At 61.9% G+C, this 12167-nt stretch carries 10 protein-coding genes and 2 pseudogenes; 5 read left to right on the forward strand and 7 right to left on the reverse strand.

Features of this window, described 5'->3' with window-relative positions; translation table 11 throughout:
• The first annotated feature begins 498 nt into the window (after nucleotides 1–498).
• Nucleotides 499–762 (forward strand): GNAT family N-acetyltransferase, encoded by a 264-nt coding sequence (locus E3T19_RS00115; protein WP_241979871.1) that lies wholly within the window; start codon nucleotides 499–501, stop codon nucleotides 760–762.
• A 627-nt stretch (nucleotides 763–1389) separates the two neighbouring features.
• On the opposite strand, the gene E3T19_RS00120 is transcribed toward E3T19_RS00115, so the two are convergent.
• The 3 genes from E3T19_RS00120 to E3T19_RS00130 form a co-directional block, all read right to left on the reverse strand.
• On the reverse strand, nucleotides 1390–2274 hold the full coding sequence (locus tag E3T19_RS00120; RefSeq protein WP_103479725.1) for a sugar ABC transporter permease: 885 nt from the start codon (nucleotides 2272–2274) through the stop codon (nucleotides 1390–1392).
• Complete coding sequence (locus E3T19_RS00125; RefSeq protein WP_134407768.1) at nucleotides 2274–3890, reverse strand: ABC transporter permease subunit; 1617 nt, start codon at nucleotides 3888–3890, stop codon at nucleotides 2274–2276. The genes E3T19_RS00120 and E3T19_RS00125 overlap by 1 nt, the downstream gene beginning before the upstream one ends.
• Nucleotides 3891–3974: 84 nt before the next feature.
• Complete coding sequence (locus E3T19_RS00130) at nucleotides 3975–5216, reverse strand: maltose ABC transporter substrate-binding protein (RefSeq protein WP_103479723.1); 1242 nt, start codon at nucleotides 5214–5216, stop codon at nucleotides 3975–3977.
• A gap of 152 nt (nucleotides 5217–5368) precedes the next feature.
• On the opposite strand from E3T19_RS00130, the gene E3T19_RS00135 reads away from it, so the two are divergent.
• The gene (locus E3T19_RS00135) at nucleotides 5369–7054 is read left to right on the forward strand and encodes a glycoside hydrolase family 13 protein (RefSeq protein ID WP_134407769.1); all 1686 of its coding nucleotides are present in this window, start codon (nucleotides 5369–5371) and stop codon (nucleotides 7052–7054) included.
• Nucleotides 7055–7082: 28 nt separating this feature from the next.
• Nucleotides 7083–8090 carry a LacI family DNA-binding transcriptional regulator gene (locus E3T19_RS00140; protein ID WP_134407770.1) on the forward strand — a complete coding sequence of 336 codons (1008 nt, stop codon included), beginning with the start codon at nucleotides 7083–7085 and terminating at the stop codon, nucleotides 8088–8090.
• Nucleotides 8091–9319: 1229 nt separating this feature from the next.
• Here E3T19_RS00140 and E3T19_RS00145 read toward each other — a convergent pair.
• The 3 genes from E3T19_RS00145 to E3T19_RS00155 form a co-directional block, all read right to left on the reverse strand.
• Complete coding sequence (locus tag E3T19_RS00145) at nucleotides 9320–9667, reverse strand: ATP-dependent DNA ligase (protein ID WP_134407771.1); 348 nt, start codon at nucleotides 9665–9667, stop codon at nucleotides 9320–9322.
• Nucleotides 9668–10010: 343 nt separating this feature from the next.
• Nucleotides 10011–10403 carry a hypothetical protein gene (locus E3T19_RS00150; RefSeq protein ID WP_134407772.1) on the reverse strand — a complete coding sequence of 131 codons (393 nt, stop codon included), beginning with the start codon at nucleotides 10401–10403 and terminating at the stop codon, nucleotides 10011–10013.
• A 147-nt stretch (nucleotides 10404–10550) separates the two neighbouring features.
• Nucleotides 10551–10874, reverse strand: a complete 324-nt coding sequence (locus E3T19_RS00155; RefSeq protein ID WP_134407773.1) for a hypothetical protein — start codon at nucleotides 10872–10874, stop codon at nucleotides 10551–10553.
• 332 nt (nucleotides 10875–11206) lie between these two features.
• Between E3T19_RS00155 and E3T19_RS19470 the strand changes: the two genes are divergently transcribed.
• Nucleotides 11207–11329 (forward strand): hypothetical protein, encoded by a 123-nt coding sequence (locus E3T19_RS19470; protein ID WP_255578470.1) that lies wholly within the window; start codon nucleotides 11207–11209, stop codon nucleotides 11327–11329.
• A 56-nt stretch (nucleotides 11330–11385) separates the two neighbouring features.
• Nucleotides 11386–11580 (forward strand): annotated as a pseudogene (locus E3T19_RS00160) (IS110 family transposase); the annotation flags it as partial.
• Between the two features lie 357 nt (nucleotides 11581–11937).
• Here E3T19_RS00160 and E3T19_RS19260 read toward each other — a convergent pair.
• A pseudogene (locus E3T19_RS19260) lies at nucleotides 11938–12167 on the reverse strand (hypothetical protein); the annotation flags it as partial.

A 12167-nucleotide genomic window follows, 5' to 3' on the forward strand; every position in this document is an offset into this window, starting at 1 on the left:
ATCGCCGCTCCGACATGCTGCGTGGTCGCTCAATCAACCTCGACTTCGACGCCGCAACTGCCGACCACAGGGTACAAGACTCAATGCGGTTGTCTTGGTGCGTCAGGGCTGGTACATAGAACCGAAACAGTAACTGATATCGCCGACGAAGCCGCCGCCCGCGAACTGTCGTGCGACAAGGGATCGCCAAGTGAACACTTCCCGGGAACTAGGAGGGCCCCTCACCTCGAGCGAACCCGGGACGTTGACCGCCCACCTGGCTGCGAAGGATGCTTTCTACGCGACTTTCACGACTGGTTTTTCAGACAATAGTGAACTGAAGGCAACGTCAGGACGCTCCAACAAGGTCGCCGCTCTCGCATACCTGATTGCGTTCGGTGCTCCGAACTTCCGCGAGGACCTCCAAGTAGTTTCCGTGCCCGCAACTAGGCACCGAGGCGCCCACCAGGCAAGGGAAGCAACTAAACGGTTTTAATGAAACGTAGTCAGCACATGAACATGGGCGGCCAGAGGTTTGCAACTGAAGCAGTCCGGGAAGCACTGCGGCTCTGCTTCGAGGATCGACAACTAGGTCAGGTCGTGGCGGAAGCGTTTGCGGCGAACGAGCCCTGCCGCCGCCTCGCCGAACACATAGGAATGCGCCAGGAACTGCACGGCGTGCGCGACTCCCTCCATCGCGACCTCGGGTGGATTGACGGGATCGGATACGCACTCCTGGCCGACGAGTGGAAACACCAGCGGCGGGAAACCGCACCAGCGTAGTTTGTAGCCCTCGGCCACGTGGGATCGACCACCTAAGCGGGTAGTCGCCGCACTCTGCATTCGGTGAGTATTCCCGTCTCGTAACGCATAGGTTTCGGCACACTTCGCCACAGCGCCGGAACATCCGGCTTCGGGTTGGAAGGAGCCCGCGAGAGTCACGATCGGACCCTCGCCGGTGTTCTGGAACCGCTTCGTCACGGGGCCGAAGTGGAAAGACATCGGTCCGCCGGGGTGGGTAGCGAACGTTGCGCCGCCGAGCGCCCCGTCGTTGCCGAAGTTGAAGTCCCAGGTGCCGTCCACAACGGCTTTGTACTCGAAATCTCCGGCGGGACGGTCAAACATGCCGGCATTTGCTCCGTCGGGTCGAAGCGTGAGTTGCGTCTCGATGCGGTCGGCGACCCAGCCCTCAGCGCAACCTAGTTCGGACTGGTGGCTGACGGTCAAGACCACCTGATAGTACGTCTCGGGGGGGGGTGGGGGCGGCCGTGGCGCTTGTGCCGTCGATAGCTGTCCCAGCCAAGACAGCTCCGATGGCCAAGATGGCTGTGACACGACGACGTGGGCATGGGTGCTTCGTCGAAAGCGAGGCGGCGTTCCTAAGAACGAACCGGGGATTTGGGGCGGATGCTATTTCACGCTGCCCGCGGACAAGCCGGAGACGATGTAGCGCTGTAGGAATAGGAACAGGGCAACCACAGGCAGGGCTGCCAGAACCGACCCGGCGGCGAAGACCCCCCAGTTTTGGGACTGGAACCCGGAAATGAGCGTGTAGAGGCCGAGGGCGAGAGTCTGATCATTGGTGTCGGTAAGCAGAACGCTGGCTATGACGAACTCGCTGGTGGTGCCGATGAAGGACAGCAACCCCACCACGGCGAGGATCGGGGTCACTAGCGGAAGCACGATGGTGAAGAACGTGCGCGCATGGCCCGCCCCGTCGATTTTCGCCGCCTCGTCGATAGAGGTGGGGATCGTGTTGAAGAACCCGTACATCAGAAACGTGTTCACGCCCAACGCGCCGCCAAGGTACACCAAGATGAGCCCGGGGGACGTGCCAAGCCCGATCGCCGGGAACACGTCAGAGATTCCTACCATGAGCAGGAAGATCGCGACAACGGCGAGGAACTGCGGGAACATCTGCACCAGCAGCAAAGTCAAGAGTCCCACCCGGCGTCCGGTGAACCGCATTCGCGAGAATGCGTACGCCGCCAGCGCCCCAAGGAACACGGTCGCCACACTACTGACGATGCCGATGACCATCGTGTTCAGAAACCACCGGCCGAACGGGGTGGCCGGGTTGGACAGCAGTCGCTCATAGTTGCCGAGGTCGAAAGACTCAAACAGGTGGTTCGAGCCAGTGAGAGTGCCGGTGGGGTTGAAGGACACCGACACGATGTAGAGCAGTGGGAACAGTGCGAACGCGCACGCGATGACACCGACGAGGTACCGCCAGCCAGTGTCGGCGAACCAGCGGCCGAGGCTTTGCCGGCGGACTGAGTTCTGGTGGGTGGTCATCAGTTGATCTCCTCGAGCGAGCGGGTGCGGCGGAAGCTGACGATCGACACGACCGCGACGATGATGAAGATGAGAATGGCGAAGGCGCTGGCCAGGCCGTAATCGCGACCGCCGCCACCCCCGAACGCGACTTTGTAGACCACCGTGATGAGCAGATCCGTGGCACCGATGTCCAGTGTGGTGTCGGTGAAACGCGGCCAGCCGCGGGTGAGCATGTAGATGACATTGAAGTTGTTGAAATTGAACGCGAATGACGCGATTAGCAACGGCGCAATGGAGACCAGCATCAGCGGGAGTTTGATGGACCGGAAGATCCGCCAAGCACGTGCCCCGTCTACCCGGGCTGCTTCGATCACGTCGTCCGGCAAGGACTGTAACGCACCGGTGCACACGAGGAACATGTATGGGAATCCCAGCCACAGGTTCACCACGAGCACACTGATCCGCGCCAACCAGGGGTCCGCGAGCCACGGGATGTTGGCACCGGCGAAGAAGGTTTCGTTGATGAATCCGAACTCGGTGTTGAGCATGCCTGCCCACACGAGACCGGACAAAAATACCGGAAATGCATAAGGGAGGATCAGGATGGCGCGGAAGATCTTCCGGCCACGCACCCGGGGGTGATTGAACACCAGCGCGAGGAATACTCCGACTGCGAAAGTGAGTGCCACGGACAGGAACGCGAACGCAAACGTCCACACGATGACCCGCAGCAACGGGTCGCGAAGCTGATCGTTGGTAAAGGCTTGAGCGAAGTTGTCCGCGCCGATGAATACCCGCCACCCCGGGTTCAGCGCGGCGCCGTCGCTGGAGCGGAAGGTGCCCTCGCCGTCGTCAGCATAGGTGCCACCCGTGGCGGTGTCGGTGAACGTATCTGCCGTCTCGTCATACTCCAAAGCGGACGCGAAGACGTACGCGCTGGAGCCGTCCGGGGTGCGAAGACTGCCGTCGTTGAGGTCGTCAGAGATCGGAACTACCACCGCCAACACATCTGCTTGACGCTGCACGACCTCCGCGAGAGTGAGCTCTGTCCACCCGTCCGGGGCGGCATCAACGGTTTCGAGCGGTTGCTCGCTTGTGCCGAACAACAGTTCGCCGTCCGGGTCCTCAACAAGCAGTGCCAGCCTGTCGCCTTGCCTGTAGACGTCAACGCCATACTGCGGGGAGTCGGGCACGCGGCCCTGGGCGGTGCGGATGATCTGCTCGATAGCGTCTTGTTTGGTGCTGTTGTGCTGGTCACCGTAGTTCGTGAACGCGATGTATCCGGTGTAGACAACCACGAGCACCTGGAACACCACCAGGAAGATCAGGCCTGGTGCCAGGTACTTCGCCGGCAGCATGTCACGCTTGAGATAGATGATATTCAACACGATCACCACGGCGGCCAGGATGATGCCGATGACCACTTGGTCCAGGGTGATGAGAGTAAATACCGCGAACGCGCCAATCGCGTCCAGCATGGCCAGGAGCACTACCTTGACCGCGAGCGCCCACCATCCAGACGAGTGTCTGGGCTCAGAGGGTCTGCGCGCCGGCCGCTTCGGTCGCTGTCTACCCCTGTCGGACACCGCGTCGGTGAGCGCGCGGGACACAGCCGAGGTCTGCGAGGTGTTCATCGGAAGTACTCCAAATCGATGGTTCGTTGCAAGGGGAGGCAAAACGTTCGCGGGGCGGGGCTAGTTCCGCCCCGCCCTGCCTCATTAGCCGCCGATCTGGGCTTGAATGTTTTCCGCGGCCTTGGTCCACACCTCGGCCGGATTGCCCTCGCCACGGATGAGGGTCAGCTCAGCGTTGCCCCAGTCCGACCACACCGATCCCATTTCCGGAATCGAGGGCATCGGCAGACCGGTCTTTCCGATTTCGCCGAACGCTGCGACATCGGGGTCCTTTGCCGCGACGGTGTCGTAGGCGGAAGTCAGTGCTGGCGGACGCCCGCCCACTTCGAATAGGGCGAGCTGTGCGTCCTCGGTGGAGAGGTAGTTGACGATGAAGTTCGTCGCGGCCAACGCGTTAGTGGACTTGCTGGACAGAAAAAACCCATTCACTCCAACGAACGGTTGGGACTCTCCGCCTCCGGCACTCGGGATCGGGTCGACGACGTAGTTGATGCCGGCTTCCTTGATGGTTGGAACGTTCCACGGTCCGGTGAGGTAGAAAGGTGATTTCCCATCGATAAAGAATTCCCGCGCCCGATCCCCGTCAATGTTGATGTTGATCACGCCGTCGGCGCTCCACTTTTGGAGCGCCTCAGCGAACCGGACACCGTTCTCGTCGCCCAGGACCAGTTTCGATGGGTCGTAGGTGCCGTCCGCGTTCCGTGCAAATACCTGAGAACCAAACGAGGTTTGCAGCGGGTACAGGTGGTACGGGTCGCCCTGCTCCGGCGACAGCCCCACCAGGAACGGGTATTCAGTCCCCGCAGCTCGCCCGGCCGCGATGAGATCATCGAACGTGGCAACAGGCTCCGCGACGAGGTCCGCGTTGCGAAGCAGCCCGACGTTTTCGATCGAGTACGGCACCCCGTAAACGGCCCCGTCGTAGGTCATCGCCTGGATCGCGGTCTCAGCGAAACCATCCGCCACATCACCGAGCTCGATCGGGGCCACCACACCAGCGGCAACGTACGCGCCGAGCTTGTCGTGCGGGCTGACGATGATATCTGGCCCCTTGCCGGTCGGCACCTGGCTGATGAAGTCCTGATCAACGGTGGAGAAGTCCTTCGTGACCAGCTCCACCTCGATCCCGGTTTCCTTCGTGAATGACGCTGCCGGCTCTTCGAGCGCCGGTTTCCGCTCGACGTCCACCCACACCGTGATCGGTTTGCCAGATCCGCCCGCTTCGGTGGAGCCTTCCCCCCCGCTCGCGGAGCAGCCGGACAGTACCAGCGCCCCGAGCGACACGATCGCGACCCCAGCGGTCCTTGCTTTCCTCGTCAACTTCATCGGTGACCCCTTTTCCTGTGTATCCACTTCGACGACTCGCACGACCGGATTAGTCTTGCAAACGCTTCCAAGATTTGCAGGCCGGACGCAAAACCGCAAGCACCAATTCCCGTGATTGTTGCGCGGAAACGCTTCCACGCTAGTGTGGTGTTATGCAGTCCAATTGGTGGCACAGTGCCGTGATCTATCAGGTGTATCCCCGCTCCTTCGCCGACGCAGACGGAGACGGTGTCGGAGACCTGCCTGGCATCACCGCGCACCTTGACGATCTTGTCGACCTGGGCGTGGACGCCGTGTGGGTGTCGCCGTTCTTCACTTCCCCACAACGCGATGCCGGATACGACGTCGCCGACTACTGCGACGTCGACCCGGTCTTCGGCACACTCGACGACGCCGACGCGCTCATCCACGCGGCACACGAACGTGGCATCCGACTGATCGTCGATTTGGTGCCCAATCACTCCTCCAGCGACCATCCGTGGTTCCAGGAGGCGCTCCGTGCTGCACCCGGCAGCGCGGCCCGGGCCCGCTACGTCTTCCGCGACGGGCGGGGCGAGCACGGAGAGTTCCCGCCGAACAATTGGCAGTCGGTGTTCGGCGGCCCGATGTGGACGCGAACGGCCGAAGCGGATGGCACTCCCGGCCAGTGGTACCTGCACATTTTCGACTCCTCGCAGCCCGACTTCGACTGGACCAACCCCGAGGTAAGAGACCTGTTCCTAGGTGTGTTGCGGTTCTGGTTGGACCGGGGTGTCGATGGGTTCCGGGTCGATGTTGCGCACGGCCTGATGAAGGAGCCCGGCCTTCCCGACGTGGCAGAGCCGGACGCGGTTGCTTTCGGGGCCGGCCCTGCGACCCTCGAACCCGCAGTCAGCGCCCCCGTGCAGGCCCCCTATTGGGGGCAAGACACCGTACACGAGATCTACCGGGAATGGCGTGCACTGCTGGAAAGCTACCCGGGCGAACGAATTCTCATTGCCGAAGCGTGGGTCGATCCGCTCCCCCGCCTTGCCGACTGGGTACGGCCGGACGAAATGCACCAAGCGTTCAACTTCGCCTACCTCGAGACCCCATGGGCAGCACGCCCCCTGCGGGAGATCATCGACGCCTCACTAGCCACTTTCGGAAGCGTCGGCGCGCCCAGTACCTGGGTTCTTTCCAACCATGATGTCGTCCGCCACGCCACCCGTCTGGCACTGACCTTCGACAACCCCCAAGGCCATGGCATTGGGCTGGCCACCCCCAACTTGCCGGAGCCCGCGTCGGCCTTGCAGCGGGCACGAGCCGCGACCGCGCTCATGCTCGCCCTTCCCGGCTCGGCGTACCTTTACCAAGGCGAGGAACTCGGGCTACCCGAAGCGATCGAACTGCCCGACCATGCCCGCCAGGACCCGACCTGGTTTCGCAGCGACAATCAACGCTACGGCCGAGACGGCTGCCGCGTTCCGCTCCCGTGGACCGCTCACGGCGCAACCTACGGCTTCAGTGCGAGCAAGCACAGCTGGCTTCCCCAACCTGAGCGGTGGCGCGATCTCGCTCGAGACCTGCAACGCTGCAGCGACGACTCCACCCTGAGCCTTTACCGGCACCTACTCGCGGTGCGTAAAGACCTACAGTTGGGTTCCGGTACCGTTCGTTGGCTGGACTCACCCCGGCCTGACGTCCTGGTGTTCCAAAATGGACTTGCCGTCATCATCGCCAACACCGGTGACCTACCAATCACGCTCCCCGAAGGCGACATCCTCGCCTGCAGCGCACCCGTCGAGGATGCAACACTGCCTGAGCACGCCACCGCCTGGTTGCGCCCAAGCAACACTGTCTCGCTACCCTTGCCCTAACCGAGTCCCGATCGACAAAGGAGTTCCCGTGGCCGACATCGCCGACGTCGCTCGCTACGCCGGAGTGTCCATCTCTACTGTCTCCAGGGCCCTAAATGGCAAGAGTGCCTCGGACCACACCCGCAAGAAGGTTATCGCCGCCGCCGCAGAGCTCGGATACGTCGTCTCTTCCAGCGCCGCCAGCCTCGCTCGCGGCCGAATGAACACCATCGGTTACATGGTCCCCTTCTTCGACCGCTGGTACTTCACGTCTATCCTCAAGGGCATCGAAGCAGAACTACTCGAGCACGGCTTCGACCTCACCCTCTACGACCTTCAGGGCGTCGATCAGCAACGCGAACGCATCTTCGCCACCTCGCTCCGGCGCGCCAGCGTCGACGGCCTCATCGCCGCCAGCATCGAGCTCGCCCCACACGAGATCCAAACGCTTCAAGACCTCGGCAAACCCGTTGTCAGCATCGGCGGCACGATCGAGGGCGTGTCCACCATCGACCTCGACAACCTCGCCATCGCCCGCCACGCCACCGAACACCTCATCAGCCTCGGCCACACCCGGATTGGGCACATCGGAAATGGCAACACCCTCGGCTCAGCCTTCCACCTCGGCGACACTCGATACCAAGGCTGGGAAAGCGCCTTCCAGACCGCCGGGCTCACCGCGGACCCTGCTCTTTACCGCGAATCCGATTTCGACATTGCCTCGGGCTACGCCGCAGCGAAATCCCTCCTCGCCATCAACCAACCGACGGCCATCTTCGCAGCCTGCGACGAAATCGCTATCGGCGCTGTCCTGGCCGCTCGTGACCTGGGATTCCGTGTCCCCCGGGATCTGTCGATCATTGGCATCGACGACCATGAACTCGCCGAGTTCTTCGGCCTGACCACGATCGCGCAAACCCCCGATCAGCAGGGCCGACTCGCCGCCGGCATGCTCCTCGATCTGCTCAATCGACCCAACACGTCCGCTCAACACCTTCGTCACCAAACAAGCTTGGTTCTCCGCTCGTCTACCGCTCGACCCACCGTAGGCCCCTAACCACCTAGCGCCAGTCTTGCACCATGATCCCCGACCGCAACGCCGCCATCGCGCCAGACCTGTTAGACCAGGACTTCACTGCTCCGGTGCACGATCGACGGAGTGACTGACTTTGCATGTGACGACCACTGCTCTGCGGACTGGCGTGTGGCTACGCGACTGGTTCGGGTAGCACACCGGCGCGGGTCTGATGCACTACATCGACGCGAGCAGTCACTTCACATCCGTAAGCTGCGGCGGAACGATCCCGATCGATCAACGGACGTTTACTGACCCGACGACGACGACGGGGCCGATCGGCGGGCCGATTAGGTTTCTTTGCTAATCCGCAGAGGACATGATGCACTCAGGGGACATTGATGATCGGGGGACACAGATGTCCGCTGCGATTCTTATCGCTGCTCTCGGCTTGGCCTTTGCGGTGGTGATTTCTGCCCGAGGAATTCTCCGGCGGCGCTTGCGTGAAGCAGCCGCTCCGGTCGGTGCCGCAGCGAGTGTGCTCCGCGATGTGTATTCGGGAAACGGTACCCTCGCGCAGATTGCTCCGGAGTTCGAACCGGCACCGTCCACATCGATGACTCTTGACGGGGAAGACCCGCTCCGCACTCATGGGCTGAAGCCTTATGACCTGGCCCCGCACGATTGAGCAGTGAAGCTTGACGTTCTGGTCGGTGACCGATGGGGATCGATTAACAAACTTTCCCCCGCAGCCGGCGTCCCGTATCGAACGTTCGCCGTGCCGGTCAAGGGGGCGATATCGGCGCGCAGCGGCGCTAGCGTGATCCTTATGCTCCGCAGCGACCTGGTTGGCGTTCTGATTCAAGAGCGGATACGTACCTGCGAAGAAGCATGCGACGAACTGGTTCGTGTGAGCGAGCTCTGCGCAGAGGAATGTCTAACGTTGCCCGGTGATGGAGAAATCACAACGTGTTTCCTAGCAGACTTGTACTGCATTGAGATTGGACTTGTGACGGCCAGGGTTCTTTCATGGACGACCAGCGCCAATCACGCAGCAGCGATTCTAATCCTGGATGCCTGCGTCGAAGCCTGCACAGAGTCCGTGATCGCATGTGAGCGAATGGCTCAGCTCCACCCCAACTGGGTAACCTGCACACAAGCGTGCCACCGTGTGAGTAACGCCTGCACCGACCTGCGAGTGGCCCTATCCGCCCGATAGACGAGCGTCTTCCGACCGCTCTGGTGGTTGGCTCTGCTGGACCTTGTGTGCGCTAAATACGGCCAATGCTGCCCCGTCGTTGGCGGGTTAATTCCCGGACGAGCGGGCGCGGTTCTGGCATGACCGTCATGCCCTCAGGCGTGTTTGCAGACTTGACTAACGCTTCGACCCACTTCGAATCGAGGAGAGGCCCTCGGCCATCGGCGAACTTGAAGAAGAGTGGGGCGCCGGGGAATATCCAGATCGAGCCTCGCCCTCCGTCACCGTCCGTCTCATCCTTCCAGGAGAGATGAAAGCTCTCTCTTAGGTGGAGCTTGACCCCGATGGCGACCTGAAGATGAGCGAGTGTCCAGTCGTTGAAATAGATTGTGAGGCCCGAGTCGTACGTCAGGGTTCCCATGAGCTTTCCTTTCGTGCAGTGACTATGGCCGGACCATAACCCCACTGCGTAGCCTCCGGGAGGGGGTTGCGCGCTCCCGCACCGCTGTGTGTTCCATACTGCTCGGCGACGTAACGAGCACCCTGATTCAGGAGCGGATAGCAGCAGAACCGACGACGGCAGCGCCGTTCGTGTCGCGGATGACCTTGTGGCCGTAGCCGTCCTTGGTCCCAAAGCGCACGTAACCGTCATCAGCAATTGCGCCAGCCCATATCCAGCAGTCATCGGCAACAGGTCCATTGACGACGTGCGACCAGAAACGTTTGGGCTCTGGGCTTTCAGTTCTCCCCGTCGAGGGCTGGGCCTAAGCCGTCTCTTTCACTTCATCGAACCAACACACGACGCCGTTCGCCGCTTGGGCCTTACCGACAAGGTCGGCTGTTTCTGCGGCGGAGGCCGCCGCAATTTTGAGAAGAAGCGTTACCTGCTCGCTCGCACCGGCGGCCGTAGCGGGAACACCGTAGAGACTGTGTCCGTCTGTGCCGTTGCAATGGGTGCCGTCGACTGCATCCCTGTGCCAGGTCGCTAACTGTGTGTAGACCTGGGCGAGCGACTGCTGTGCGATTTGAAGGGCGCCCAGCAGCTCGTACGAATCAGAGGGGCGCGGCACGGTTCGCGTGGCATGCGCAAGCGACCGGGCGACCTCGGCCAGCTCATCCGCAATCTTGATCTGTGAGCCGTTTTCGTTGGCTGACATTGAGTCTCCTGGTCGATAGTTGTACTGGGTGAGCTGGTACACAGGCCGATAACAGACGCCACGCACTACGCCGATACCGCGGGTTGTGTAGCCGTGCGCCTCGAGGTGGCGCGCGACGGTGCGGCGGCGCCGCCCGCGGATGGGGATTTATCTGGACAAAGTGGTCGCCGTTCCTCGGGCTAGGCGCTCTGTCTGAGCGTCATTCTTGGCGTGGCGCTCCGCTGTTCCAATGATGATTGACCAAGGCGAGCCGTCAAGCCCTGACAACATCGCCGCGTTTTGCCAGACGTATAGCCACAGGCCGCACATGGCCTCGTCCGCCGCGGCCGGGGACTTCAGATAGTGATTGCAGATCGCAAACGTCGGAACACTCAACTGATCGTAGATCAGACCGAACGCAGCCTGACTGCCCGAAGCCATGCTCAGCATCAGCTTCTGCTGATCGGATGCCTCGGACAATGGCGTCACCACACTATGCCGCTTCGAACGCCAGAATCGAATATCACCGCGCTACACAGTGGAACTCCGCTGCTGGCATGCACGGGCTCACGGCAGGCGAGGGGCCAAAGCTTGTGACCGGTCGATCTACACCCGATGCCGGTTGAGTCGCTATGCCCACAGCACTCGCGACCGGCACAATCCGGCCCCACTCTTGCCGCAGAACCCACACCCCTTAGAGGGATGTAACCCGACTGCAACTGATTTACCGTCGACATGAACGGTGCAGTATTTCCTCCTGCTGGATACAAACCGAATTCCTCCAGTTTCCTCTGACGCTGCCGGCATTTACTGACTGCGCCCCGATGCGTGCACTGCCCTGCACACAACTCACCGTACTCCTGGGCCCACTGCGACCCCTCGCGATCGCGACTCGCACCAACATCAACGGCGACCACCTCGTTGATGTCGACCAGGGCAACAACTGACATCTCGACCCACGTTTCCCGGCCGACAAACAGTCTGAAGAGGCCACCCCTGGGCGGCGCGGGCACTGTTCCTCTCCGCCTTCGCCGCGCTCCGCGACCCGCTTTCACGCGCCTACTACGACCGCAAAATCGCCCAAGGCAAACGCCACAACCAAGCCCTCGTCGCCCTCGCCCGCAGACGCTGCGACGTCCTCTACGCCATGCTCCGCGACGGCACCCTCTATCAAGCCGACCACCAGCTCGCCGCTTGACAAGAACATAGGGGCACCCCCCCCGGTTTGAGCCTCGCTGTGCGTGCAGTATATGGCGGGCCGACGGTGTGGCAGCCGTCCGACCGCTGTGAAGATTCGGACCTTATCGGAGACTTGACCTCCGACGGGGTGAAGTGTCTCGCAACCTCAGAGTGTCAAACCCCATCAGATACAAGACGCTGCCCACCCGCTCTGAGACAACGAGGGTTACCAGGTCGATGCGCCAAAGAGCGATCACAGAACGCCGCCACAAAGCGCTAACAGTCACAGACGAATGCGTTGATGAGCTGCTTCGTCGGGGCATTCCTGGGGCAGCGCGGTGTGCACTCAGTGATCAGGGCCGCGGAGCCAGCAGTGTCACCCGGTGAAAGCTTGGGCACAGGATTCATCCTGCGCAGTTTGTCCGGCCAGACCATCCAAAGCCTGAACGGTTGCCTCCGGAGCGGGTACGGCCGGTTCGCTGGGTGTCTCTGGCGCGGGCGCATCCGTCTCTTCGGGTGCAGGTTCATCAGCGGGCCTTTCTGGCGTGATAGCAGGGAGCGCGAAGGGCTCATCGGCCGCGAGTTTGGCGAACAGCTCATCCGCCA

It is taken from the genome of Cryobacterium sp. TMT4-31 (genome assembly GCF_004403385.1).
GTDB lineage: Bacteria > Actinomycetota > Actinomycetes > Actinomycetales > Microbacteriaceae > Cryobacterium > Cryobacterium zongtaii.

Bases quoted from the DNA above. Each gene is read 5' to 3' on its own strand.
- E3T19_RS00115 (WP_241979871.1), top strand. From the start codon at position 499: ATGGGCGGCCAGAGGTTTGCAACTGAAGCAGTCCGGGAAGCACTGCGG.
- E3T19_RS00135 (WP_134407769.1), top strand. From the start codon at position 5,369: ATGCAGTCCAATTGGTGGCACAGTGCCGTGATCTATCAGGTGTATCCC.
- E3T19_RS00130 (WP_103479723.1), bottom strand. From the start codon at position 5,216: ATGAAGTTGACGAGGAAAGCAAGGACCGCTGGGGTCGCGATCGTGTCG.
- E3T19_RS00145 (WP_134407771.1), bottom strand. From the start codon at position 9,667: ATGGGAACCCTGACGTACGACTCGGGCCTCACAATCTATTTCAACGAC.
- E3T19_RS00125 (WP_134407768.1), bottom strand. From the start codon at position 3,890: ATGAACACCTCGCAGACCTCGGCTGTGTCCCGCGCGCTCACCGACGCG.
- E3T19_RS00150 (WP_134407772.1), bottom strand. From the start codon at position 10,403: ATGTCAGCCAACGAAAACGGCTCACAGATCAAGATTGCGGATGAGCTG.
- E3T19_RS00120 (WP_103479725.1), bottom strand. From the start codon at position 2,274: ATGACCACCCACCAGAACTCAGTCCGCCGGCAAAGCCTCGGCCGCTGG.
- E3T19_RS19470 (WP_255578470.1), top strand. From the start codon at position 11,207: ATGCGTGCACTGCCCTGCACACAACTCACCGTACTCCTGGGCCCACTG.